The sequence below is a fragment of the Burkholderia sp. L27(2015) genome, assembly GCF_009765705.1.
Lineage (GTDB): Bacteria > Pseudomonadota > Gammaproteobacteria > Burkholderiales > Burkholderiaceae > LMUX01.
In genome coordinates this window covers 46,252-71,904 of record NZ_LMUX01000021.1, presented here as the reverse complement: position 1 = coordinate 71,904, position 25,653 = coordinate 46,252, and the positions used below count along the sequence as shown (strand labels likewise).

Genomic DNA, 25,653 nt, shown 5'->3' with positions numbered 1-25,653 from the left:
CGTTCGAAGGGTCGAGCCGCGGTTGAGTATTGAGTCTCGAAAAATCGCGTGACCCGCAAAAGAAAGCGCCGCCGGAAATTCCGAGCGGCGCTTTTTTATTTTTCCTTTTATTTTGGCGACTTCTTTTTGTCACTCGCGGCTGTCATTCGCGACTGTCACTCAGTGTTGTCGCTTCAAAAGAAGCCGACTCAAGCTCACCGAGCATGACGCGCCAGTTCGCTTGAAACATGCGCCAAGTGCGTAATTTCCTGCCAGTTTTGCGCCTGCATCAACGTCTTCGGTGTCAGCCATGAACCGCCAACGCAAACGACATTGGGCAACGCCAGGTAGTTCGGTGCGTTCTCGTAAGTGATGCCGCCGGTGGGACAGAATTTGAGCCCGGGAAACGGCCCCTGGAACGCCTGCAACATGGCAAGACCGCCCGCTTGTTGAGCCGGAAAGAACTTGACGATTTCGTACCCGGCCTCGAGCGCGGCGATGATTTCGCTGGGCGTCATGACACCGGGCAGCAAAGGCAAACCTGCATCCTTGGCAGCCTGATCGAGTCCCCGGGTAAGCCCCGGCGAAACGCCGAACGTCGCCCCCGCTTTGACAGCCGCCGCGCACTGGCCCGGCTGAGTCAAGGTGCCCACACCCACGACGATGTCGTCGGCAATCTTGCTCGCGCGCTCGATGACCTGCAAACCAGCATCGGTTCGCAACGTGATTTCCATCACCTTGACGCCACCCGCATACAGCGCGCGACACACCGCATCGCCCTGCGCCACATCGTCGAATTGCAGCACCGGAATGACCGGTCCGATATTCACCACATGGGCAATCGTTTCATTTGCAGTCATTTCATACTCCTTGCTTTGCCGATCTGTTTGGCGATCTGCTTGCCGAGTTGTTTGGCCACTGGCGTGAGGGCTGGCTTGGCGACCGGGTCAACACATCACTCCGACACCTCATTCGCCGCTCATTCGCCGCTCATTCGCCGATTAACGGACCGAATATCGACGCGCCAGCCTCGGCAGGGGCGGCCGAGCGCCGAAACACACCGAATAACTCGCGGCCAAAGCCGACTGCGTGGTCAACGGCATCATCAGGCTGTTCGACGCTGCGTTGCGCCCAAAGTTGCGGGTCGATCTGGACATCCAGTATGCCTCGTTCGGCGTCGATTACCACCGTGTCGCCGCTACGCAGCTTGCCCAAGGGACCATTCAACAGCGCTTCCGGCGAAACGTGGATGACTGCCGGAACCTTGCCTGATGCCCCCGACATACGGCCGTCGGTCACCAGCGCGACCTGGAAGCCCTGATCCTGCAACACCCCCAGCAGCGGCGTAAGCCGATGAAGTTCCGGCATGCCATTGGCGCGTGCGCCCTGGAACCGCACCACGGCGACGAAATCGCGTTTCAGTTCGCCGGCGTCGAACGCGCGTTGCACGGCCTCCTGCGAATCGAACACGAGCGCGGGCGCCTGGATTCTGCGATGTTGCGGCGCAACCGCCGAAATCTTGATGACACCACGCCCCAGCTTACCCTGCATCAACCGTAGACCGCCATCTGCAGCAAACGGATCGGCCGCGCCCCGCAATACCGTCGTGTCCAGGCTGTGGGGCGTACCGGCCACCCAGCTCAACTTGCCGTCGAGCAATTTCGGCTCCTCGGTGTAGCGGCGCAGACCGCGGCCGGCCACCGTATTCACCTCTTCATGCAGCAAACCGGCGTCGAGCAGTTCGCGAATCAGAAACGCCATGCCACCGGCCGCATGGTAGTGGTTGATATCGGCGCTGCCGTTCGGATAGATGCGTGCCAGCAAAGGCACGGCTTGCGAAAGCTGGTCGAAATCGTCCCAGTCGATCAGGATCCCCGCGGCCCGCGCAATCGCGACCAGATGCAGCGTGTGATTGGTCGACCCACCGGTTGCCAGCAAGCCGACGATGCCATTGACGATCGCGCGCTCATCGACGACCTGGCCGATCGGTGTGTACTCGCCTCGATCGACGGTCAGCTCAAGCACGCGCCGTGCGGCCTGAGCGGTCAGCGCTTCGCGCAACGGTGTGTAGGGATGGATGAACGCCGAGCCAGGCAGATGCAGCCCCATCACCTCCATGAGCAGTTGATTGCTGTTGGCCGTGCCGTAAAACGTGCAGGTGCCCTGTGCGTGATAGGCGCCCGACTCGGCTTCCAGCAAGGCTTCCCGGTCGAGTTGGCCGGTTGCGTACTGCTGGCGGACTTTGGCTTTGTCGCCGTTGGACAGCCCACTGGTCATCGGGCCGGCCGGCACGAAAATGGTCGGCAGATGGCCGAACTGTAAAGCGCCGATCAACAGGCCCGGCACGATCTTGTCGCAAACGCCCAGGCATAGCGCTGCATCGAACATATTGTGCGTCAGTGCGACCGCGGTACTCATGGCGATCACCTCGCGCGAGAACAGCGAGAGCTCCATGCCGGGATTGCCCTGGGTGATGCCGTCGCACATGGCCGGCACGCCCCCGGCGACCTGCGCCACGCCCCCCGCTTCACGCGCTGCGCGCTTGATCACCTCGGGATAGCCGGCGTACGGCGCGTGTGCCGACAGCATGTCGTTATAGGACGACACGATGCCGATGTTGGGTTGCTTGAGCGCTTTGATCGCGATCTTGTCGTGGCCTTCGACGCCGGCGAAACCGTGCGCCAGATTGGCACACGACAGCGCGGTACGCGACGGAAATTGCCCTTGCGCGCGCGCGATACCCGCCAGATAGGCAGCTCGGCTCTTGCCGCTGCGCGCCACCACACGGGCGGTCACTGTTTCGAGTTGGGGGTGTAGAGAAACCATCAAAAGACCTCGTGCGGACGCTAGGGACTACGCGCGGACAAATCGATAGCCCCGAGCCCGCGGACCGATCTGTACGACGCGATGAAGGAAGCTGAGTCAAGCCAGTTTAGTAGAAAAACTACACGCTGGCAAATCTCTTGTTGTCGTATTGTCGCATCCTCGCCCAATCCACAGGGATCATCACGCATGCCTTAGTTTGCTTATAACTCCTCCCTAGCAGACTGAATTACCGACAGTTGCGGAAACTCATCAACATTATTCCTCACATAGTTCTTCACATAATCCGTAGTTTTTCTACTAGAATTCTCTACGTCCCCGCACTCACACCGCGTCATGCGCACCCATTCCTCTACAAGCCCACGCCTATGTTGAATCGTATCGATGAGATCCGCCCTCAGTTGCGCCCCTCGGAACGCCAGCTTGCCGACTACATCAGCGCTGCGCCGCGCGAAGTGGTCGACCTGTCGATGATCGAATTGGCGGCCCGTGCCGGCATCAGTCAGCCGACCATCGCGCGCTTTTGCCATGCGCTCGGGTGCAGCGGTTTTCGTGAGTTCAAGATCAGACTGGCGCAAAGCATCGCGTCGACCTTGCCCGTGGTGTATCGCGATGTGTTGCCCGATGAAGGGGCGGCGGGGATAGCGGCCAAAGTGTTCGACCGTACCATCATGGCCTTGATGGACGTACGCAACAACTTGTCGACTGACAGCGTGGCCCACGCGATCGAACTACTCGTGCATGCGCGCCGGATAGAGTTCTATGGCGCTGGTGGCTCGGGTGTTGCGGCGCTCGATATCCAGCATAAGTTTTTCAGACTCGGCGTACCGAGCGTCGCCTATAGCGACCCGCACACCTTCTCGATGTCGGCCGCCTTGCTCGATGCCGGCGACGTGATGGTGGCGGTATCGAACACGGGCCGCACACGCGACGTCATCGATGCAACCCGATCGGCGCTCGCCTGCGGCGCCAGCGTGATTGCGATCACGCATGGGCACTCGCCGCTCGCGCGGTTGGCCAGCGTTGCGCTAATGGCCAATCTCGACGAGGACAGCGATATTTATGCGCCGATGACGTCGCGCATTTCGCATCTGGCGATCGGCGACATATTGGCGGTTGGCGTGGCCTTGCAGCGCGGCCCGGAGCTTGCGGGCAAGCTGGCACGCGCCAAGGAGGTATTGAACCGGCGCCGGCTTACTTCGTAGGCGCGGTGAACGCGCGCTCGAGAAAATCGAGGCGGTCCTGCCCCCAGTACGACACACCGTCATAAACGAACCACGGCGAACCAAATACGCCGGCTGCGATCGCGTCATCGGTGTGCTGCGCGACCGTCGTCTGGGCGCCTGCGCCATCGGCGGCCTTCATCAGCGACGTGCCGTCCAGGCCCAGCGCTTGGGCAAGCCCGATCAGCGTGGCCTCATCGGCGATATTCAATTCGTCGGCCCAAACCGCACGGGTGATCGCGGCGATCAGCGGTTGCGTACGCTCGGTGCCGTGCGCCAGCTGCGCGGCAACCAGCAAGCGACACGCGGGATCGGCCGCGACCGGAAAAAACTTCGGATGCACATTCAGTGGGATCTGCCGGAACTCGCTCCAGCGCTGCAACTCGACCAGTCGATAGTTCTGGCGCTGAACCGGGCGTTGCGCCAGCGGCAAACCGCCCGAGACCGAGAACACGCGCCCGAGATCGAAGGGCTTGAGCACAATCTGGACATGATGCGCCTTAGCCAACGCGACGAATGCCGCGTGCCCCAAATAGGTGTACGGCGACACCGGTGAGAAATAATACTCGCAAACTTTCGCCATCTTTCCCACCTTCGATTAGAACGGTTTGACCACGACCAACACCACTGCTGCCAGCATACCCAACACCGGAAATTCGTTGAACCAGCGATACCAGCGATCGCTACGCGTATTGCGGCCTCGCTCGAACGTACGCAACAGCACGCCGCAATACACGTGATAGAACAGCAGCAAAATCACGACGCCGAGCTTGGCATGCATCCATGCCTGGCCACGGCCGATGCCCAACGCAAGCCAAAGCCAAAGGCCGCAGGCGATCGCCGCAACAGCGATGACCGTCATGAAGCGAAACAATTTGCGCGCCATCAGCAGCAAGCGCTGCACGGCCGCGGTGTTGGTTTCCATCGCCAGATTGACGTAGATGCGCGGCAGGTAAAACAGCCCGGCGAACCACGACGCCACCAGCACGATGTGTATTGCTTTAACCCACAAATAGGCCATCAGGATACCTGTGACGAGAAGGAGCGGATAGCTGGCCGAACGGCCAGACCGGATGCACTATTGGCGCGCCTCGCCATGCCCGAGCACGATATATTTCAGCGAAGTCAGCCCCTCCAGCCCGACCGGGCCGCGCGCATGCAGCTTGTCGTTGGAGATGCCGATCTCGGCGCCCAGCCCGAATTCGAAGCCATCGGCAAAACGTGTGGAGGCATTGACCATCACGCTTGCCGAGTCGACCTCGCGCAAGAAGCGCATCGCATGGTCGTAGTTCTCGGTGACGATCGCGTCGGTGTGCGCCGAGCCATAGTGGTTGATGTGCTCGATCGCCGCATCAAGATCGTCGACGATCTTGATGGCGAGTACCGGCGCCAGATATTCGGTGCTCCAGTCAGCCTCGGTCGCGTCGACCAAGGAACCGAATACCGCACCGTGTTCTGCGGCAGCGTTTTGCAACAGCACGCGCGTTTCGGCGCAGACCCGCAGTTCGACGTGCTTGCCGTGGTAGATCATCGCCAATTGCGGCAGGATGCGCGGCGCTATACCGCGCGCCACCAATAACGTTTCCATCGTATTGCAGGTGCCGTAGCGGTGCGTCTTGGCGTTGTCGCTTACGGTTACTGCCTTGTTCAGGTCGGCGGAGTCGTCGATATACACATGACAGATGCCGTCCAGATGCTTGATCATCGGCACCCGCGCTTCGCGCATCAGTAGTTCGATCAGCCCTTTGCCACCGCGTGGCACGATCACATCGACATAGTCGGTCATTGTGACGAGCTTGCCTACCGCCGCGCGATCGGTAGTAGCCACCACTTGCACGGCGTCGGCCGGCAAGCCGGCAGCCACCAGCCCCTCGCCGATCAGGAGCGCAAGCGCGGTGTTGCTTTCAATCGCTTCGGAGCCGCCGCGCAAGATGGTCGCATTGCCCGATTTCAGGCATAGCGCGGCAGCATCGATCGTGACGTTGGGACGCGATTCGTAGATGATGCCGACCACGCCCAGCGGCACGCGCATCTGCCCGACCTGGATCCCGCTCGGACGAAACTTGAGGTTGCTGATCTCGCCGATCGGATCGGCGAGCGCGGCCACCTGCTGCAGCCCGACGATCATCCTGTGGAGCGCCTTGTCGGACAGTGTCAAGCGGTCGATGAACGCTGCGTCCATGCCGTTTTCAGTAGCGCGCGCGACGTCACGCGCATTGGCCGCCTTCAGACGCGCCGCATCGCGTTCAAGCGCATGCGCGATCGCATCCAACGCCTGGTTTTTTGCGGCGCTCGAAGCGCGTGCCATCGCCCGCGATGCGGCACGCGCACGCTGGCCCAACTGATTCATGCTTTGTTCGATATCCATCGTGTTCTTTATCGAGTTCTTTAGCCACGCGTTCAGCCAATCCGGTTGGCCAATTCGCTCAATCGCCCCGCTGCGCAACCCGCGCGGTCAGTCGGCTGAGCTTCCATTGTAAAACGTTCGTGTGAAAGTTAGCGGCGGCCGTCCAACGCTACCGTCATCGCCAATTCGAATAGGCCATCCCAGGGATTGGCCGGCGGCTCGCTGAGCTTGTTGCCGGGCACCGCGCCGCTGAGTCCTTTGACCTGGCGATCCAGCCGCGCAGCCAGTGACAGGCCGCGCTCGAGCACCGCTTCGCTCAGTCGCGCCACCGCGGGACCGACGAGCCGCTCACGCGGCCCCCACACGCGGTTTTCCCGTAACAGCGTAGCGACCGGCTTGCCCGCTGCCACGCCGCGCTTCACGCGCAACAGCATGCGTATCTCTTCGACGACCGCCCACAGCACCAGCACGGCGGCTTCGCCCTCCCCGCGCAAGCCGTCTATCATGCGGGCAAGACGCGACACGTCGCCGGCGAGCATGGCCTCGTTGAGCTTGAAGACGTCGTAACGGGCCACGTTCAAAACCGCATCCTGCACCTGCTCGAAACTCAGCACGCCGCTCGGATACAGCAAACCCAGTTTCTGGATTTCCTGATGTGCCGCCAACAAATTGCCTTCGATTTTTTCTGCGATAAATTGCAGCGCTCGGCGACCTTCTTCGCCGGCAGCGAACTTTTGCCCTTGCGTGGCCAAGCGCTGTGCAATCCAGTTCGGCAGGTGCGCCCGCTCGACCGCATCGATGCGCACGCTCACGCCACGCTCCGCCAGCGCCGAAAACCAGGCGGCCTTCTGCGTGGCGGCGTCCAGCCGTGGCAAGGTGATCAGCAGCATGCTGTCAGGATTGTCCGTGGCCACCAGCGTACGCAGTGCCTCGCCACCCTCCTTGCCCGGCTTGCCGGTGGGGATGCGCAATTCAATCAGTTGCCGATCGCCGAACAAAGACATCGACTGATTGGCGCCCAGCAGCACGCTCCAGTCGAAACCACGCTCGACCGAAAAGACCGAACGCTCGGTAAAGCCCGCGGCACGCGCGGCCACCCGAATCCGGTCGACCGCCTCTTGAACCAGCAGCGGCTCGTCCCCAAAAACGGTGTAGCAGCGCCCCAACCCTTTGGCCAGGTGGGGTTCTAGCCCATCAGCACGCAGTTGCATCGCAGCTCCGGAAACTGTGCGTATTTAATCCCACCTCGCAATGCACCCTCGAAGACACTCGCGTCGCCCACTTACAGCGGCGGCGTGGGTAACGGGCCGTGCGGATTGATGCCCGGCACCGTGGAGTTGAAGCTGCGCACCACCGACAGGCGCCGCACCAGTTGATCGGCGGCGTCGCTGCGCATATCCGCGTAAAGCAAATCGGCCTCGGTCGATTTCGCCAGATAAAACTGATCGCTATACGTGAGCGAACGGTTCAGCCGGATCGTGCTCGGAGCAATCAGTACGTGACCGTCTTTCGCACTGACTTGATAAGAGAAGTAGGAGACCAATTCATACTCCTGCGCGACCCCCAGCAGATTCAAGGTCAGCGTTCTCTGGTTACTCGATTCCGTCACGGTAAGAATCGCATCCGCGTCCTTTTTGTCCTCGACCACGACGGTATCACTGCCCCCCTCGATCAAGCGGCGCATGCGCGCCTGCATGTCAGCCGGGGCGACGATGTATAGCCGCTTGAACGCGTAATCCTGCTCCCCTTTCAAATGAAAGCCGCAAGCGGACAGCAGCAACATGCTGCTTGCGAGGATTAACCAGAGTCTGCGCATCACTGTGCTTCCTATCGACGAAATCTATGAATCTTCAGACCACAATATTGATCAGCCGTCCCGGCACGACCACGATTTTTTTCGGTGCTTGCCCATCGCTGAACTTGACGAACATTTCGTGCGCCAGCGCAGCCGCTTCGATGCTTTCGCGGCTGGCGTCACTGGCCACGCTAACGCTACCGCGAACCTTGCCGTTGATTTGCAGCACCAATTCGAGTTGCGCTTGTTCGAGCGCGGTTTCGTCAACCTTGGGCCACGGGGCATCGAGCAACGATCCGAAGCTGGCGGCGTAACCGAGCGCATCCCACAACTGGTGCGTCAAATGCGGCACGACCGGGTATAACACCCGCAACAAGATACCGTACGTTTCGTGCAAAACAGCCGTTGCAACCGGACCGTCGCCGAGATTCTTGGCGCTGTCGATGGCGTTGAGCATTTTCATGGCAGCCGAGACGACTGTGTTGTATTGAACGCGCTGGTAATCGAAATCGGCTTGCTTGAGCACCAGATAGATTTCGCGACGCAGCGCTTTCTGCGCGGTGCTCAGATCAGCTTTTGCATCGAGCGGGGCGCCATACTGGCCCACGCGTGCAAGCAACCCATAGCCGAACTGGTGGACGCGCCGCAAAAACCGGCTTGCGCCTTCGACGCCGGCGCTCGACCATTCGAGCTGCTGCTCCGGGGGCGCCGCAAACATGGTGAACAAGCGTGCGGTGTCAGCGCCGTATTGATCGATCAGCGATTGCGGATCGACGCCGTTGTTTTTCGACTTCGACATCTTTTCGATGCCGCCGAGCACGACGGGTTTGCCGTCGGCGTTCGACACCGCGCCCACCGGCCTACCGCGTTCGTCGTGGGTGACTGCGACATCGAGCGGATTGAACCAGGTCTTCTTGCCGCTATCGCTCTCGCGATAGAACGTCTCGTTGAGCACCATGCCCTGCGTGAGCAGGTTCTTGGCCGGCTCGGCAAAGCTGATCAGATCCAGGTCGCGCATGGCCTTGGTCCAGAAACGCGAATACAGCAAATGCAAAATGGCGTGCTCGATACCACCGATGTATTGGTCCATCGGCATCCAGTATTCGACACGCTCATCCACCATGGTGGTGGCATCAGGGCAGGCGTAGCGCGAGAAATACCATGCGGAGTCGACGAAGGTGTCCATCGTGTCGGTTTCGCGACGCGCAGGCGCTCCGCACTTCGGGCACACACAATTGACGAATGCGGCCGATTTGGCCAGCGGATTGCCGCTGCCGTCCGGCACCAGGTCTTCGGGCAGCACCACCGGCAAATCCTGTTCGGGCACCGGCACGTCGCCGCAGGTGTCGCAATGAATGATGGGGATAGGCGTGCCCCAATAGCGCTGGCGCGAAATGCCCCAATCGCGCAGGCGCCATGTGACCTGTTTCTCGCCGAGTCCGAGCGCTTTGAGCTGCTCCGCAATTTTATCGACGGCGTCCTCGAACGTCAGCCCGTCATACGCACCGCTGTTGATCAGCGTGCCGCGCGCTTTGTCGCCATACCATTCCTGCCACTGCTCGGTCGAATAGGGTTGTGCTTCAACGTCGACCACTTGTTTGATCCGCAGCCCGTATTTATTCGCGAACTCGAAATCGCGCTCGTCGTGCGCCGGCACGCCCATCACGGCCCCTTCGCCGTAGCTCATCAGCACGTAATTGCCGATCCAGACTTCAACCGGTTCGCCGCTGAGCGGGTGATTGACGAAAAATCCCGTGGCGACGCCTTTCTTCTCCATCGTCGCCATGTCGGCTTCGGCCACACCGCCGCGTTTACACTCGTCGATAAAGCTCTGCAACGCCGGATTGTCGCGCGAGAGGCGGGTGGCCAGGGGATGCTCGGCCGCGACGGCACAGAAGGTGACGCCCATGATGGTGTCGGCACGAGTGGTAAACACGCGCAGCAGCGCACGCTCGCCATCGAGCTCATACGGGAAACCGAAGTTGACGCCGTAGCTTTTGCCAATCCAGTTTTGCTGCATGATCTTGACCCGCTCGGGCCAGCCCAGCGCGTCGAGGTCGCCGAGCAACTCGTCGGCGTAATCGGTGATGCGCATGTAGTACATCGGAATCTCGCGCTTTTCGATCAGCGCGCCGGAGCGCCAGCCGCGTCCATCGATCACCTGTTCGTTGGCCAGCACAGTCTGGTCTTCGGGATCCCAATTGACCGTGCCCGTCTTCTTGTAGACGATGCCTTTTTCGAGCAGCTTGAGAAACAGCCACTGATTCCATTTGTAATATTCGGGCTTGCACGAGGCGAATTCGCGCGACCAGTCGATCGCCAGACCCATCGCCTGCATCTGCTTTTTCATGTACGCGATGTTGTCGTAGGTCCACTTGGCCGGCGGGACGTTGTTGGCCATCGCCGCATTTTCAGCGGGCATCCCGAACGCGTCCCAGCCCATGGGCATCAGCACGTTGTAGCCGTTCATACGCAGATAGCGATACATCACGTCGTTGATGGTGTAGTTGCGCACGTGCCCCATGTGCAACTTGCCGGACGGATAAGGCAGCATCGAGACGCAATAGAATTTTTTCTTGTCGGCGCGCTCGACCGCCTTATAGGCATCGGTCGCGTGCCACTGCGCTTGCGCTGCGGTTTCGATTTCGGCGGGTACGTATTTATCTTGCATAGTCTTGGCTGGGTACTGGGTACAGGGTTTGGGGCTGCTTTAGTGTGGCACTTGCCTGCAACCAAAGTCCTTGATTATACCGGCTGGACGAGCCGCAACGGAGCGCTAAGCGGTCACGCTATTGGCTCAATTAGGCGGAGTTACATTTTGGGGCGTCACGTTCGCGCTCGGCGGTTCGGTAACGAAGCCGATCCGCGACAATCCGGCCTGCTGAGCGGCGGACATAACCGCGGCGATCACCTGATAGCGCGAGGCCTGATCGGCGCGCAGATGCAGTTCGGCCGGCTCTGGACTACGCCCTTCATCAGTCATACGCGTGCGCAGGTCGGTCAGCGAAATCGCTTTATCGTTCCAGTACAGCTTACCCGCGGCGTCGACGGTAACGGTAACGGTGCGACGCGTTTCAGGCGCGCTGGCCGCCGCCACGCGCGGCAAATCGAGTCGGATCGCGTGCGTCAGCAACGGCGCGGTGATGATGAAAATCACCAACAGCACCAGCATCACGTCGATCAGCGGCGTCATGTTGATATCGGACATCGGCGCCGCTTTGGATCGGCCTGCGCCATGTGGGTCAAATCCACCGAACGCCATGAGAGTGCTCCTGTCGGGTTGATCCGCTTCGGTCCCTAGGTCCGTGCTTTGGGCGCCCAGGTCGGCTTTGGCGGCTTACGTCCGCTGGGTTACGCCCGCCGGGTTACGCCCGCTTTGTACCGTGCTCCGCGCCATTTACACGTCGGTGCGCGTCGCGCATACGTACACATGCAGGTCGTGCGCAAACCCGTCGAGGTCTTCGCCCAGCTGCCGTATCATGCGGCCCAGCACGTTGTAGGCCAGCACAGCCGGAATTGCCACGACCAGGCCGAACGCCGTCATGATCAGCGCTTCACCGACCGGGCCGGCGACATTCTCGAGCGCAGTCTGGCCGCTTACGGCGATGTTTCCCAACGCGTGATAAATGCCCCACACCGTCCCCAGCAAACCGACGAAAGGCGCCGTGCTGCCGATCGAGGCGAGCAGCACCTGGCCGAATTCGAGTCGGCGTTGCGATGCGTGCAAGGCAAATCTCAGACTGCGTAGCACCCGTTCATCGAGTTCGACGCGCGCCAGCATCGCCGCAGGCATGTCGGCCTCGGCCGACTGCAAGGCCGCCTCGGCCAACGGCGTGAAAACCCGTTCGCGTTCGACGCCGCGCATCGCCAGCACCCCCTCGGACAGCGAAGGCGCCTGCCAGAACACGCCCAGAGCGCGCGGCGCCTGCCGACGGGTACGGCTGAGCATCCAGCTCTTAGCCAACAGGAAACACCAACTGGCCACGGACATGATAGCCAAAAGCCATGCGACGCCGTGAGTCACCGTGTCGCCGGCTTCTAGATAATGGAGTACGCCAGTGGTTGCCATTCAGGACCTTTGATTTAGCCGAGGGATGCCGCATGCAGCGACGTGCAACGCCATGCAGCCATACGCCCAATCTCGACGCCAACCCTGCGTTCAACGCAGCCCGAGCACGTCCTGCATATCGAAGCAGCCGCTCGTGCGGGTCGCGAGAAAGCGGGCTGCGCGCAGCGCGCCCTGTGCATAACTGAGGCGGCTGGCCGATTTGTGGGTGATCTCGATGCGCTCGCCGATGCCGGCGAACAGCACTGTGTGATCACCTACGATGTCGCCGCCGCGTATCGTCGAGAACCCGATGGTCGACGGATCGCGCTCGCCGGTAACGCCTTCGCGCCCATAGACGGCGCACTGCGCCAAGTCACGTCCCAACGCTTGCGCCAGCACTTCGCCCATTTTCAAGGCCGTGCCTGACGGCGCATCGACCTTATGCCGGTGATGGGCTTCGATGACCTCGATGTCATAGCCGGTCGCTAAATAACGCGCGGCGATTTCGAGCAGCTTGAAGGTAACGTTGACGCCCACGCTCATGTTGGGCGCGACCACCATCGCCACCGTCTGGCTGGCCTGCTGTAACTCGTCCTTCTGCGCGTCGCTAAAGCCGGTGGTGCCGACGATCAATTTGACCCCGTGACGACGCGCCGCCTTCAGATACGCGAGCGTCGCTTCCGGACGGGTGAAATCGATCAAGAACTCGGAGTTGACGAGTGCCTGTTCGGTGTCATCGGTGATCAACACGCCGGTTTGTCGGCCCAGCGGCGCGCCGGCGTCCTGCCCAAGCAAAGGGCTGCCGGGCCGGTCGAGCACCCCCGTGAGCTGCGCATCGGGGTCGTCCAACACGGTTTCGATCAGCATCCGGCCCATGCGGCCGGATGCCCCTGCGATAGCAATTTTCATAACGTCACCACAACGGCGTAGAGGGCAAGCCTGTTACTTCGCGGCCGACGCGGCGTCCAGCGGCGTCGCCACCGAGGTCGGCGTGGGCAGCGTGAACTGCTGCGAGGTGTTGCGCGCAGCCGGCGCCCGTAGCCCGTAGCTGCCACCGGAGGTGTCGCCCACCGGTGCTGCGGGCACGTTGGCTGCAGCGCTCGGCGCTGGCGCCGTCACTGGCGCAGCTGCGGCCGCGGCACTGGCAGCCACCGCTGCACTGGCAGCAGCAGCCGCCGCAGCCTTGCGCTCCGTCTCCAGCGACCTGGCGCTCTTGCGATCGCCGTCGATTTGCGCCAACAGTTCCTGCTCGGACGGCAGATCTTCGGCCCCGGTCCAACGCATGAGCCGGTCACTGTCAAAATAGACCGTCAGTACGCGCTGCTGGACCACGTCGGTCGAGCCCCGTTTAAAATAGAAGATGTAATCCCAGCGATCGCTGTGGAACATGTCAGTGAGCAACGGCGTACCCAACACCAGACGCACGTCGTTGCGCGACATGCCCGCCTGGAGCTTGGCGGCCGCTTCGGCTGAGACAAAATTGCCTTGCACGATCGTAATGCGATACGGGGTTATGCGTTGTGCAATGCTCTGCGTCAAACTGTTATACGTAGAGCACGCCCCGAGGCTGAGCGTACCGACCGCGCCGGCCAGGGCCAGTACAGCAATGCGATGGCCGGTGCGCCGCGCAGCCAGGCGTCCAGTCAAGTCGAACAAGAATTTTGATGTCATTTCACCCACTTGCCGCGTTTAGATGCGCTGATTTGATTCTGACAGTAAAAGCCTAAAACCCATTATTATTGGGGCTTCGTATTGTACTCTAGGCTTGCCCCACGATGACTAATCCCTCGGATCTGAAAAATATTGGTCTAAAGGCGACCTTGCCCAGACTGAAAATCCTCGAGATTTTCCAGAACAGCAGTGTCCGGCATCTGACAGCCGAAGACGTCTATCGTCACTTGCTGCAGGAGGAACTCGACATCGGGCTCGCCACCGTTTACCGGGTTCTGACTCAGTTCGAGCAAGCGGGCCTGCTCAGCCGCAGCAACTTCGAATCGGGCAAGGCCGTGTTCGAACTCAACGAAGGAACCCACCACGATCACTTGGTGTGCCTGGATTGTGGTGTGGTCGAAGAATTTTACGACGCCGAAATCGAACGACGCCAGCAGTCGATCGCGAAAGAACGCGGGTTCGAACTGCATGAGCACGCGCTCGCACTGTATGGCTCATGCCGCCGGGAAAACTGTCCCAATCGCAAGCACTAAGCGGCCAAGCAGAATCGAGATCATTAAAAAGCCGCGAGTGGGGATGGCCCCCGCTCGCGGCTTTTTTGCGCCTGCTGCGTTTTGCTGCGTTTCGCTGACCGCGCTCTACTTGGCCGGCGTTACTTCGCCAGCTTTACCTTGCCCCCTCTACTTGGCCGAGCTTACTTGGCTGTCGCCAGCGCCACCGCCGTATCGAGCATCCGGTTCGAGAAGCCCCACTCATTGTCGTACCAGCTCGACACCTTGACCAGGCGGCCCGACACTTTGGTCAGGGTCGCGTCAAAGCTCGACGAAGCCGGATTGTGGTTGAAGTCGACCGAAACCAGCGGCGCGGTATTGTAAGCGAGGATGCCTTTGAGCGAGCCGTCCGCGGCTTCTTTCATGATGGCGTTCACTTCGTCGACCGTGGTGTCGCGTTCAGCGATAAACGACAGGTCGACCAACGACACATTGATCGTCGGCACGCGAATCGCAAAACCGTCGAGCTTGCCGTTCAGTTCCGGCAACACCAGGCCAATCGCCGCCGCGGCACCGGTTTTGGCCGGGATCATGTTGTGCGTGGCCGAGCGAGCGCGGCGCAAGTCTTCATGATAAACGTCGGTCAAAACCTGGTCGTTGGTATAGGAATGGATGGTGGTCATCAGCCCGTTGACGATGCCCAGTTTGTCACTCAGCGGCTTGACCAGCGGCGCCAGACAGTTGGTGGTGCACGATGCGTTCGAAACCACCGTATCGCTGGCTTTCAGGATGTGGTGATTGACACCGTACACGATGGTCGCGTCGACATCCTTGCCGCCGGGGGCCGAAATCAGTACTTTCTTTGCGCCGCCTTTCAAATGGGCGCTGGCCTTTTCCTTGGTGGTGAAAAAGCCGGTGCACTCAAGCACCACGTCGACCTTGAGTTCACCCCACGGCAGTTCGGCCGGGTTGCGGTTGGCCAGCACGCGGATCTTGTCGCCGTTGACCACCATATAATCGCCGTCGACGGTCACCGTGCCGGGGAAACGGCCATGCGCCGTGTCGTATTGCGTCAGATGAGCATTGGTTGACGCATCGCCCAGATCGTTGATTGCGACGATTTCGATATCGTGCTTTTTGCCGCCTTCGTAAAGCGCGCGCAGCGTGTTACGTCCGATCCGGCCATAGCCGTTGATTGCAATGCGTACCGTCATGATGTCATCTCCAGTATTAACTCAGTAGAACCGTTACCTAAATTAGCCGAGCGTCTTCTTGGCCGTCGCTACCACGTGTTCGACGGTGAAGCCGAAATGCTTGAACAGGGTGCCAGCCGGCGCCGATTCGCCAAATGTATCGAGGCAAACCAGGCCACCGTCCAGACCTACATATTTGTGCCAGAAGCTGCTTACACCCGCTTCGATCGCGACGCGAGCCACGCCGCGCGGCAATACCCGTTCGCGCCAATCCGCGTCCTGCCGATCGAATACGGTGGTGGCCGGCATCGACACGACGCGTGCGCCGATTCCCACGCGAGCCAGCGGCTCGATCGAGGCCATCGCCAACTCCAATTCGGAACCGGTGGCGATCAGGATGATCTTGCGAGCCGGGATGTCGTCATTCCAGTCGCGCACCACGTAGCCGCCACGCTTGATACCCGCAATCTGCGCGTCGCTACGCGGCACGAACGGCAAATTCTGGCGACTGAAGATCAGGCAGCTCGGACCTTGACGCCCCACGGCTTCGGTCCAGGCCACCGCCGACTCGACCGTGTCGGCCGGACGCCAGACGTCGAGATGCGGAATCAGGCGCAAGCTGGAAACATGCTCTACCGACTGGTGCGTCGGGCCGTCTTCGCCCAGTCCGATCGAGTCGTGCGTGAACACGAACAGCGAGCGGATTTTCATCAGCGCGGCCATGCGCAACGCATTGCGACTGTAATCGGAGAAGGTCAAAAACGTGCCGCCAAACGGGATGTAGCCGCCATGCAGTGCGATTCCGTTCAGCGCCGCACTCATGCCGAACTCACGCACGCCGAAGTTGATGTGATTGCCCCACTCGAGGCTGTCCTGGCCTGCGCGCACGGGCTTGGATGCTTTCCAGTTGGTCAGGTTCGAGCCGGTCAGATCGGCCGAGCCGCCGAGCAACTCGGGCAGCACCGCGGCAATCGCTTCGATCGCTTGTTGCGAGGCCTTGCGTGTAGCGACCGTCTCGGCCTTCAGGTTGACGCTTTCAATGATCTCGGCCGCGGCCTGCGACCAGCGCTGCGGCAGCTTTCCGGCGATCCTGCGTTCGAATTCCGCGGCCTTCTCGGCGTGCGCTTCGCGGTACTGGTCGAACGTTTTTTGCCAGCTCGCCTGGGCCGTGGCCCCTGCGGCTTTGGCATCCCATGCTTGATAGACTTCGGCCGGGATCACGAACGGCTCGGCGCTCCAGCCCAGTGCCGCGCGCGTTGCGGCAATTTCCGCGGCGCCCAGCGCAGCACCGTGCACATCGTGAGTGCCGGCCTTATTGGGCGAACCTTTACCGATAACCGTCTTGCAACAAATCAGCGTCGGCTTGCCCGCGCATTTCGCGGCGGCAATCGCGGCGTCCAGCGCCTCGACATCGTGGCCATCGACGTTCGCGATGACATGCCAGCCATAGGCTTCGAACCGCTGGGGGGTGTTGTCGGCAAACCAGTGCTCGACGTGGCCGTCGATCGAAATGCCGTTGTCGTCGTACAGCGCGATGAGTTTGTCGAGCTTGAGCGTGCCGGCCAGCGAACACGCTTCGTGCGAAATGCCTTCCATCAGGCAACCATCGCCGAGAAAGACATAGGTGTGGTGGTCGACGATCTTCAGGCGCTCGGTATTGAACTCCTTGGCCAGCAGCGCCTCCGCAAGCGCCATCCCGACCGCGTTCGCCAGCCCCTGGCCCAGCGGCCCGGTGGTGGTTTCCACGCCCGGCGTCATGCCAAACTCCGGATGCCCCGGCGTTTTGGAATGCATCTGGCGGAAATTCTTCAACTCGTCGAGCGGCAGATCGTAGCCCGTCAGGTGCAGCAACGAGTACAACAGCATCGAACCGTGACCATTGGACAAAACGAACCGATCGCGATCGGGCCAGTGCGGATCGACCGGATTATGCTTGAGATGGCGGTGCCAAAGCGCAACAGCAATTTCAGCCATGCCCATGGGCATACCGGGGTGGCCGGAATTGGCTTGCTGGACCGCATCCATCGCGAGCGCGCGGATTGCATTGGCCATGAGCGCGGTTTGACTCGCGGGTTGGGTCACAGTTTGGGTCACAGTTTCATTCGCAGTTTGACTGATAGGCGGGGTCGTCATATGAATCCGAAGGCATGCGTTCTGTGTAGCAGCGCTTAACAATACAGCGGCTGCATTAACCGTCATGGAAGCCGCCCCGCTAGCCACCAAAGCGGCCCCCGAAGCAGCAACGAATGAGTATCGACCGGGCTCGCTCGGCACCAGCTCAGCCGGCGCCTCGAACCCGAAACCCTGACTGAGGAAGCCGGTTTTGATCCCGCGACGCCAGGGCGGCGAAGGTCGATATTCTAACAGAATAGGACGATTGCCTCTGTCATAGCCTCTCGCCAAGCTCGGCACTATGAGACGCGCGACGCGCTGCGGGCCTCGTCCCGAGTGGCATAATGGCCTTGAGCAAAACGCAGCGACGGTGCCGCGCCACGGGAGATGGGGCTTGCGCAATGGGTCTATGACCGCGGCCGATCACCCGGGCCTTAGATTCGGGCCTTAGACCCGGGCCTTGGACTTGCCATCGTCGACACGCCCCGGAGCGCCTATGAAAGACCTCGCCCTGCAGCACTGGCTTAACGAGACCGCAGCCTACGGTCTATCGATCAGCCGCAGGGTTATTCAAATCCAATCCCGCCATCAACGCATCGAAATCGTGGACACGCCCGCACTGGGACGCGTCCTGCTGCTCGACGGCCGTCCGATGACGGCAACCGGCGACGAGTTTATCTATCACGAGTGCATGGTTCATCCGTGCGCGCTGACTCATCCGGCACCACGCCGTGCGCTCGTCTTGGGCGGCGGCGATGGCGCCGCCGCACGCGAATTGCTCAAGCATCCGGGTATCGAGGAAGTCGTCGTCGCCGAACTGGATGCGGCGGTGGTTGCGCTGGCGCGCCAATGCCTGCCGCAAGTGCATCGCGGCGCGCTCGACGATCCGCGTGTGAGCCTTGTCATCGGCGACGCGGCCGATTTCGTCGCCGAACAACTGGCACTGCGCGAACCTGCGCGCTTCGATCTCGTGATATTCGATTTGACACCGCCCGATTCGCCGGCGCGCGGACTGTTCACACCCGCGTTTTTTGCCCAGCTCAAGCAGATCCTTACACCGCAGGCGTTGATTTCTCTGCACTTGGGCGCGCCGTTTTTTCAACAGGCACGGGTCCGCCAACTCGTCGACGTTTTGCGTCTCGCATTTCGACACGTCGCCATATCGACTGCCGCCATACCGTTGTACGGCGGTCTATGGGCGATGGCCGTGGCCAGCGATGCGTGCGACCCCAGAGCATTGCCGTTGTGCTTGCTCGCCGGTCGGTTTGCCGAACGTCGCCTGCACGACCTGCGTTACTATCACCCCGCACTGCACGCCGCGCTTTTTTCGCTGCCGCAGTATATTCAGGATCTGCTCAATGTCTAGCTGCATACGAAGGTGCACGCGAAGCTGCGTGCATCAGTGCGTGTATAAGGTCGCCGGCTCCTGACACTGCTGCACCTGCTCACCAGATCTCTTTGACGACTCCGATGCCGCGTTTTTTCGTTTCGATGCCGCTAATCGCCGGCACCTCTTGCTCGCTTCCCGAGCCGGTCGCGCGCCATATTCAAGTGCTGCGCCTGCAAAGCGGCGACCCCATCACACTGTTTAACGGCGAAGGCGGCGAATACAACGCGACGCTCCTGGAGCTAGGTAAAAAACACGCGTTCGCTCAACTCGACACTTTCGTCGCTCGTGAACTCGAGACGCCCTATCGCTTGACGCTTGCGCAGGGCATTGCCGGTGGCGACAAAATGGACTGGCTGATCGAGAAAGCCGTTGAACTCGGCGTGACCCGAATCGCGCCGCTCACCGCGCTAAAAAGCGTGGTGCGGCTTCAAGGTGAACGCGCTCAAAAGCGTCGCGACCACTGGCAAGCGCTGACTGAGGCTGCGTGCGAACAGTGCGGACGCAACCGCGTACCGCCGGTCGATCCGGTCTCGGATCTTGCAGGCTGGTTGTCGGGGTTGGAAGAGCAGCACGGCTTGCGTCTGATGTTGTCGCCGCGAGGTGGGCAGCGCTTCGATACACTGCCGCTGACCGCTCCCGAAGCGCCGATAACGATATTGATAGGACCGGAGGGCGGCCTGTCGGACAGCGAGGAAGCGCTCGCCACAACTTACGGCTTTACGCCGCTCGGACTGGGCGCGCGCATTCTGAGAACTGAAACGGCGGGAATCGCTTTGCTGGCAGCGCTGGCCGCGCGCTGGGGGGGCTGGTAAGCGATGGGGGAAGACGGGCAAAAACAAATAAGCGACGAAGCGACGGATAAGCGACCGATAAGCCACGAACGAGCACGGCCCGATCGATTCAGCCAGACGGCTCAGGCAATCGAATCAGGCGAACGAATAGAAAACGCGGAATGTCACCTTACGCTCAGCCCAGAACTCCGCCGCTTCACGAAACACGTCGAGCAGGGTTTCGCGCGCATCCTTGTCGAATTTCGTCACCACAGGCAGCGCTTCCAGCACCACCACGAAACCAGGCTGAGGTCCGGCCTTGGCCACCAGATCGGTCAGGCAGTCGAACAAGGCGTCGAAATTCTTGCCGAAGTGGCGCGGAAATAAGAACGAGTTCGCAATAATTTCCAGCACCTCGCCCTTGGTCTGGGCGTGGCCGCAACTTGCGTACAGGAAATGCTGCCCGAGGCGAGCCGCCTCGTCAGCGAGATCGACCACTCGAAAAGCACGAATCGACTGCACGATGTTCGGTCGTACCGTCTTGAACAGATTCATGTTCGCCTCGTGTTTGGCCGACAGACCCGTCGGTTGAAGCGCAGGTTCTACGGCAGCGGCCGGTCGGTCTTGTTGTCCGGGGTCGGCTGCGCTCCCAGTCGTCGCGGCTCCGGGCTCATCGGCCGCACCAGCAGTGGCACTGGCAACTGAGCCGGCGAGCGCACCCGCGACTGGGCCACTCAATAGCTCATCAGTTGGCGCGGTAGTTGGCCCATGAGGTGCCGCATGCGGTGGCCCGTCAGTTGGCCCACTCGCCGGCGCAGCCTGAGATTCGCCCGCGCTCTTGGCCGATGCGCGTGCCTGTGCCGCCTTGCGAGATTCGCTCTGCATCAGCACCACTCTTTGAAATACGTTACCTTCGCCGCTTGCGAACGGATCACCTGCGACCCCGGCGTCTTGTGCGTAAACATTACCGCTCATACCGTAGTCATCCCACAATGCGTTGAAAACTGGAGTAATGGTCGGGCGTGTAATAGCACACCCCGCCAGCCGAATTACTGCCGCAGACGATGCGGCGCGCCCCACGGTCGTGTCCCGAGTCCCGGTCACGTGAGCGCAATGACTCGCGATCGCGCTCGGGTTCTTCGCCGGCGCCATAGGACGGGGGCACCGTATATTCGTGGTAAAAACCGTTAGGCGCCAAAGGCAGAAGGCGCTCGCGGTTACGGAACACTATCCCATCTTTGTCGTAAGGAAAGGGGCCGCCCCGACGAATCAGCGCCAAGGTACGACTCGCCTCCAACGGCAACGTCGCCGCCAAAACCACCGGAATTTCTGCACCGCCGGTACGCTCCTCGGCTTGCGCAGGCTGTGCCGGCGCCGAAAAGCCGCTGGCCGCCGCGACGACCAGTGCAGCGAGCCAAAACACGGTGGCACCGCATTGCGGCGGCTTACGCATCACGCCAAAAGCCATGGTTACAGCCTTGATTCGATACGTCGGTCCCCGGTTTTCCCGGAATCACCAAAGATGTAAGGTTATCGCTATACCGCCCACGAATCAATCCTCGTTTCGGTATATGAAATGGGTGCGACCCCACAATGGCTAGCTTTCCAACCATGGTGGGGTGCTTTTCAGTTGTCTCGATCGGCCTGCGAGGCCCGACCGTAGGCGCTCAAGCGGTCATTCTCAAGCGCACACCTTAGCGCGTCGCGCAGACATCCGCTACGGTCAATGCCGTCATATTGACAATGCGACGCACGGTCGCAGATGGGGTCAGAATGTGCACCGGCTTGGCCGCGCCCAGCAGGATCGGCCCGATCGCGACACCATCGCCAGCCGCGACCTTCAGCAGGTTGTACGCAATGTTGGCGGCGTCGATATTGGGTAGTACCAGCAGGTTGGCCTCGCCCGTGAGCGTCGAATCGGGCAGGATTTCCGCGCGCAACTTCGCATCGAGCGCAAGATCGCCGTGCATTTCGCCGTCGACTTCCAGCTCAGGAGCGCGTTCGCGCAGCAGGGCGAGCGTATCGCGCATCTTCTGCGCTGACGCGACGTTGCTCGAACCGAAGTTCGAATGCGACAGCAGCGCAATCTTGGGTTCGATCCCGAAACGCCGCATTTCCTCAGCCGCCATGATCGTAATTTCGGCGAGCTCATTGGGATTCGGATCCGAATTGACGTGCGTGTCGACCAGGAAAATCTGTCGGCCCGGCAAAATCAGGCCGTTCATCGCGGCATAAACGCAGCGCCCTTCGCGCTTGCCGATCACCTGATCGAGGAAATGCAGGTGACGGTGCGTGGTGCTGATCGTGCCGCAGATCATCCCGTCCGCTTCGCCCTTTTCCAGCAGCATCGCCGCGATCAGCGTCGAGCGGCGGCGCATTTCCAGTTTGGCCAGTTGCTCGGTGATGCCCTTGCGCGACATCATCGTGTGGTAGGTCTGCCAGTAATCGCGATAGCGCGGATCATGTTCGGTATTGACCATCGTGAAATCGACTTCGGCCGTCAGACGCAGGCCGAATTTGGCGATACGCGCCTGGATCACTTCAGGGCGCCCGATCAGGATCGGTCGCGCCAGTTTTTCGTCAACGATGATCTGAACCGCACGCAAGATGCGTTCTTCCTCGCCCTCGGCGAACACGATGCGCTTGCGCGATGCATCGCACGCACGTGCAGCCGTGAAGATCGGCTTCATGATGGTGCCGCTGCGATAGACAAATTGTTGCAGGTGCTGGCGATACGCTTCCATGTCTTCGATCGGGCGCGTGGCGACGCCGGAATCCATCGCGGCCTGTGCAACGGCCGGCGCGACCTGGACGATGAGGCGCGGATCGAAAGGCTTGGGAATCAAATACTCCGGGCCGAACGACAAATCCTGGATGCCGTAGGCTGTCGCCACCACATCGCTTTGTTCCTGACGCGCCAGATCGGCGATGGCGTGCACTGCGGCAATTTCCATCTCGCGCGTAATGGTGCTCGCGCCCGCATCGAGCGCACCGCGGAAAATAAACGGGAACACCAGAACGTTGTTGACCTGGTTGGGATAGTCGGTACGGCCGGTCGCGATAATCGCGTCGGGACGCACCGAGAGTGCCAACTCCGGCAGGATTTCAGGCGTGGGGTTGGCCAGCGCCATAATCAACGGGCGCTCGGCCATTTGCGCCAGCATCTCTTGCTTGAGCACGCCGCCAGCAGACAGGCCGAGGAAAATATCGGTGCCCGGCATCACGTCGGCCAGCTTGCGCGCAGGGGTTTCTTGCGCGAAGCGTTCTTTATCCGGGTCCATCAATTCGACGCGGCCTTTATAGACCACGCCAGCCAAGTCGGTGACGAAAATATTTTCCAGCTTCAGGCCCAGATCGACCAATAGATCCAGGCACGCCAGCGACGCCGCACCCGCACCGGACGCCACCAGCTTGACCTTGCCGATATCCTTACCAACAACTTTCAATCCATTGGTGATCGCCGCGGCCACCACGATCGCGGTACCGTGTTGATCGTCGTGAAACACGGGAATCTTCATGCGCTTGCGACATTCGCGTTCCACCACGAAGCAGTCGGGCGCCTTGATGTCTTCGAGGTTGATGCCACCGAAGGTCGGCTCGAGCGCCGCGATCACATCGACCAGCTTCATGGGATCGCTTTCGTTGAGTTCGATATCGAACACATCGATGCCGGCGAATTTCTTGAATAGAACGGCCTTGCCTTCCATCACAGGTTTGGAAGCGAGCGGCCCGATATTGCCCAGCCCGAGTACCGCCGTGCCATTGGTCACGACGCCGACCAGGTTGCTGCGCGCGGTGAAACGAGCGGCGTTGAGCGGGTCTTCAACGATGGCCTCGCAAGCAAACGCAACACCGGGTGAATACGCGAGCGCGAGATCGCGCTGGTTGATCATTTGTTTGGTCGCAGCAATCGAAATTTTTCCCGGTACGGGGAACTCGTGATAATCGAGAGCGGCTTCGCGTAGTTTGGTGTTGACTGGAGTGGACATATTTGTCTTGTCTGCGGGTGATTGGCGGTGGTTGCGAAAATACAAGGAAATGAGCGCAAGGAAATGCGCACAAAGAAATGCGTGCAAGGAAACGCGCGCAAGGTAACGCGCGGCTCGTCGTGCTGGCTAGGCACCCTGGTTGGGCACTATCGAGACACGTTTTAAGAAAAAGCCTATTCGTATATTGTAGCGCTAATCGTTTGGCCGATTACGTCGAGATCATCCCGAGTCGGTCCCGCAGCTACAATGGGATTTTTGGGTTTGCAGCATGTTGACCGAATTTAGCCTGATCACCCAGTACTTTACACGTCCCCACGCGCCCTCGCGCGCCGTGCTCGGCATCGGCGACGATTGCGCGCTGATTGCGCCCGCACCCGGCATGCAGTTGGCGATCTCGACTGACATGCTGGTTGCAGGGCGCCATTTTTTCGACGATGTCGCAGCCGACGCACTCGGCCATAAAGCGCTCGCGGTCAACCTCTCGGACCTCGCAGCGATGGGCGCCACGCCACGTGCCTTCACGCTCTCGCTGGCGCTGCCGCAAGCTGATCCCGACTGGCTAGAGCAATTCAGCGGCGGCCTGTTCGCGCTCGCCGACCGCTACGGATGCGAGCTGATCGGCGGCGACACAACCGGCGGCCCGTTGAACATCAGCATTACCGTGCTCGGCGAGATCGCTCCGGGCCAGGCACTGACCCGAGCGAGTGCACAACCGGGCGACGACATCTGGGTTTCGGGCGTGCTAGGTGACGCGCGTCTCGCGTTAGGCGCGCTGCGCGGCGAGTGGACGGTGAGCGCTGCGGCGCTGCCCGAGCTGCGATCAGCACTCGAACGCCCCGAGCCGCGCATCGCACTTGGCCAGGCGTTACTCGGCGTAGCCCGCGCAGCGCTCGATCTTTCCGATGGATTGGCCGGCGACCTGATGCATATCCTGCAACGTTCGGGCTGCAGCGCACGACTGGATGCCGACGCATTGCCCAGGTCGGCGACGCTGCGCGAGCAGCCGCTCGCCATTCAACGCCAGTGCACGATTGCCGGCGGCGACGACTACGAGCTATGTTTTACCGCGGCCCCGGCCATGCGCCAACGCATCGCCACAATCGCCGAACAGTTAGCGCTTCCTTTGACGCATATCGGTACAATAGTAGCCCTCACCGCCCCGCAACCCCAGCAACATTGGACCGACGCAGACGGTCGGCCCCTTGCCGGCACCTTCCACGGATTCGATCATTTCAATGCAGACCGACCCTGATCTGAGCCAGACATCGCAACCGAGCCAGCAGCGCTCCCCGTCCTTTTTCGCTATCGCTGCGGCCCCAACTCGGCTCGATGCGCGCTTCATGTGGTCGCATCCTCTGCATGCGATATCGCTAGGCGCGGGCTGCGGACTGTCGCCCATGATGCCCGGCACGATGGGCACGCTGTTCGCATGGCTGGCGTTCACGTTGCTGGACCGTTATCTGAATCCGGTGGCATGGGGCCTGCTCATCGCGATCGGTTTTTTCGTGGGCCTCGTGGCGACCGATTTCACCGCACGCACGCTCAGGCTTGCCGATACACGCCTCGTCGTCTGGGACAAGATCGTCGCATTCTGGGTGGTATTGCTGATGGTGACCCCGGCTTCGTTTTCGGCGCAATTCGCGGCGTTCGCATTGTTCCGCTTCTTCGACATGGTGACGCCGCCACCGCTAGACTTTTACGATCGTCCACTCAAGGGCGGCATGGGTATCATGGTCGACGACATGATCGCGGCATTTTTTACGCTGATTGTGATCGCGCTTTGGCGCAATGCCTGAACCTGTGCGCGTGTGCGCGGTCGAAC

The 25,653-nt window shown here is 61.0% G+C and carries 22 protein-coding genes and 1 pseudogene; 6 read left to right on the top strand and 17 right to left on the bottom strand.

The genetic code is table 11. From position 1 onward, the window contains the following. Positions 1–194: 194 nt before the first annotated feature. Positions 195–839: a bifunctional 4-hydroxy-2-oxoglutarate aldolase/2-dehydro-3-deoxy-phosphogluconate aldolase gene (gene eda / locus GSQ77_RS18780; RefSeq protein WP_158904303.1), complete on the bottom strand. Its 645-nt coding sequence runs from the start codon at positions 837–839 to the stop codon at positions 195–197. A 130-nt stretch (positions 840–969) separates the two neighbouring features. Beyond that, positions 970–2,805 carry a phosphogluconate dehydratase gene (edd, locus tag GSQ77_RS18775; RefSeq protein ID WP_158904302.1) on the bottom strand — a complete coding sequence of 612 codons (1,836 nt, stop codon included), beginning with the start codon at positions 2,803–2,805 and terminating at the stop codon, positions 970–972. 365 nt (positions 2,806–3,170) lie between these two features. Here edd and GSQ77_RS18770 point away from each other — a divergent pair, with 365 nt between their 5' ends. Then, a complete protein-coding gene (locus GSQ77_RS18770) occupies positions 3,171–4,007 on the top strand; it encodes a MurR/RpiR family transcriptional regulator (protein WP_158904301.1) in 837 nt (278 codons plus the stop codon). Here GSQ77_RS18770 and GSQ77_RS18765 read toward each other — a convergent pair. From GSQ77_RS18765 to GSQ77_RS18720, 10 genes are all read right to left on the bottom strand, one after another. Beyond that, on the bottom strand, positions 3,997–4,608 hold the full coding sequence (locus GSQ77_RS18765; RefSeq protein WP_158904300.1) for a 2-hydroxychromene-2-carboxylate isomerase: 612 nt from the start codon (positions 4,606–4,608) through the stop codon (positions 3,997–3,999). The two genes, GSQ77_RS18770 and GSQ77_RS18765, sit on opposite strands and share 11 nt — an antisense overlap. A gap of 15 nt (positions 4,609–4,623) precedes the next feature. Continuing rightward, positions 4,624–5,046: a CopD family protein gene (locus GSQ77_RS18760; RefSeq protein WP_158904299.1), complete on the bottom strand. Its 423-nt coding sequence runs from the start codon at positions 5,044–5,046 to the stop codon at positions 4,624–4,626. Positions 5,047–5,103: 57 nt separating this feature from the next. Further along, positions 5,104–6,393 carry a glutamate-5-semialdehyde dehydrogenase gene (locus GSQ77_RS18755; RefSeq protein ID WP_158904298.1) on the bottom strand — a complete coding sequence of 430 codons (1,290 nt, stop codon included), beginning with the start codon at positions 6,391–6,393 and terminating at the stop codon, positions 5,104–5,106. Positions 6,394–6,521: 128 nt separating this feature from the next. Beyond that, positions 6,522–7,583 (bottom strand): DNA polymerase III subunit delta, encoded by a 1,062-nt coding sequence (gene holA, locus GSQ77_RS18750; RefSeq protein WP_158904297.1) that lies wholly within the window; start codon positions 7,581–7,583, stop codon positions 6,522–6,524. 71 nt (positions 7,584–7,654) lie between these two features. Then, positions 7,655–8,191, bottom strand: a complete 537-nt coding sequence (lptE, locus tag GSQ77_RS18745; protein WP_158904296.1) for an LPS assembly lipoprotein LptE — start codon at positions 8,189–8,191, stop codon at positions 7,655–7,657. Positions 8,192–8,222: 31 nt separating this feature from the next. Further along, complete coding sequence (gene leuS / locus GSQ77_RS18740; protein ID WP_158904295.1) at positions 8,223–10,838, bottom strand: leucine--tRNA ligase; 2,616 nt, start codon at positions 10,836–10,838, stop codon at positions 8,223–8,225. A gap of 126 nt (positions 10,839–10,964) precedes the next feature. After that, positions 10,965–11,429 (bottom strand): biopolymer transporter ExbD, encoded by a 465-nt coding sequence (locus tag GSQ77_RS18735; protein WP_158904294.1) that lies wholly within the window; start codon positions 11,427–11,429, stop codon positions 10,965–10,967. A 135-nt stretch (positions 11,430–11,564) separates the two neighbouring features. Further along, positions 11,565–12,236: a MotA/TolQ/ExbB proton channel family protein gene (locus GSQ77_RS18730; RefSeq protein ID WP_158904293.1), complete on the bottom strand. Its 672-nt coding sequence runs from the start codon at positions 12,234–12,236 to the stop codon at positions 11,565–11,567. Between the two features lie 90 nt (positions 12,237–12,326). After that, positions 12,327–13,124 carry a 4-hydroxy-tetrahydrodipicolinate reductase gene (gene dapB / locus GSQ77_RS18725; RefSeq protein WP_158904292.1) on the bottom strand — a complete coding sequence of 266 codons (798 nt, stop codon included), beginning with the start codon at positions 13,122–13,124 and terminating at the stop codon, positions 12,327–12,329. Between the two features lie 33 nt (positions 13,125–13,157). Continuing rightward, on the bottom strand, positions 13,158–13,886 hold the full coding sequence (locus GSQ77_RS18720) for an outer membrane protein assembly factor BamE (RefSeq protein WP_158904291.1): 729 nt from the start codon (positions 13,884–13,886) through the stop codon (positions 13,158–13,160). 104 nt (positions 13,887–13,990) lie between these two features. Here GSQ77_RS18720 and fur point away from each other — a divergent pair, with 104 nt between their 5' ends. Further along, positions 13,991–14,419, top strand: a complete 429-nt coding sequence (gene fur / locus GSQ77_RS18715) for a ferric iron uptake transcriptional regulator (RefSeq protein WP_158904290.1) — start codon at positions 13,991–13,993, stop codon at positions 14,417–14,419. Between the two features lie 161 nt (positions 14,420–14,580). On the opposite strand, the gene gap is transcribed toward fur, so the two are convergent. Together gap and tkt are read right to left on the bottom strand one after the other, a co-directional pair. Next, positions 14,581–15,591: a type I glyceraldehyde-3-phosphate dehydrogenase gene (gene gap, locus GSQ77_RS18710; protein WP_158904289.1), complete on the bottom strand. Its 1,011-nt coding sequence runs from the start codon at positions 15,589–15,591 to the stop codon at positions 14,581–14,583. Between the two features lie 42 nt (positions 15,592–15,633). Continuing rightward, positions 15,634–17,664: a transketolase gene (gene tkt, locus GSQ77_RS18705; RefSeq protein WP_301951173.1), complete on the bottom strand. Its 2,031-nt coding sequence runs from the start codon at positions 17,662–17,664 to the stop codon at positions 15,634–15,636. Positions 17,665–18,178: 514 nt separating this feature from the next. Between tkt and speE the strand changes: the two genes are divergently transcribed. Continuing rightward, positions 18,179–19,048 carry a polyamine aminopropyltransferase gene (speE, locus tag GSQ77_RS18700; RefSeq protein ID WP_158904287.1) on the top strand — a complete coding sequence of 290 codons (870 nt, stop codon included), beginning with the start codon at positions 18,179–18,181 and terminating at the stop codon, positions 19,046–19,048. A 104-nt stretch (positions 19,049–19,152) separates the two neighbouring features. After that, positions 19,153–19,884, top strand: coding sequence for a 16S rRNA (uracil(1498)-N(3))-methyltransferase (locus GSQ77_RS18695; RefSeq protein ID WP_158904286.1), 732 nt, complete (start codon positions 19,153–19,155; stop codon positions 19,882–19,884). Positions 19,885–19,998: 114 nt separating this feature from the next. On the opposite strand, the pseudogene GSQ77_RS18690 reads toward GSQ77_RS18695, so the two are convergent. From GSQ77_RS18690 to GSQ77_RS18680, 3 genes and pseudogenes are all read right to left on the bottom strand, one after another. Then, a pseudogene (locus GSQ77_RS18690) lies at positions 19,999–20,430 on the bottom strand (barstar family protein); the annotation flags it as partial. A 394-nt stretch (positions 20,431–20,824) separates the two neighbouring features. After that, the gene (locus GSQ77_RS18685) at positions 20,825–21,310 is read right to left on the bottom strand and encodes a ribonuclease domain-containing protein (protein ID WP_158904285.1); all 486 of its coding nucleotides are present in this window, start codon (positions 21,308–21,310) and stop codon (positions 20,825–20,827) included. 226 nt (positions 21,311–21,536) lie between these two features. After that, positions 21,537–23,831 carry an NADP-dependent malic enzyme gene (locus tag GSQ77_RS18680; protein ID WP_158904284.1) on the bottom strand — a complete coding sequence of 765 codons (2,295 nt, stop codon included), beginning with the start codon at positions 23,829–23,831 and terminating at the stop codon, positions 21,537–21,539. A gap of 268 nt (positions 23,832–24,099) precedes the next feature. Between GSQ77_RS18680 and thiL the strand changes: the two genes are divergently transcribed. Together thiL and GSQ77_RS18670 are read left to right on the top strand one after the other, a co-directional pair. Further along, positions 24,100–25,083 (top strand): thiamine-phosphate kinase, encoded by a 984-nt coding sequence (gene thiL / locus GSQ77_RS18675; RefSeq protein WP_158904283.1) that lies wholly within the window; start codon positions 24,100–24,102, stop codon positions 25,081–25,083. Next, positions 25,067–25,627: a phosphatidylglycerophosphatase A gene (locus GSQ77_RS18670; protein WP_158904282.1), complete on the top strand. Its 561-nt coding sequence runs from the start codon at positions 25,067–25,069 to the stop codon at positions 25,625–25,627. Before thiL ends, GSQ77_RS18670 begins: the two co-directional genes overlap by 17 nt. Positions 25,628–25,653 lie beyond the last annotated feature (26 nt).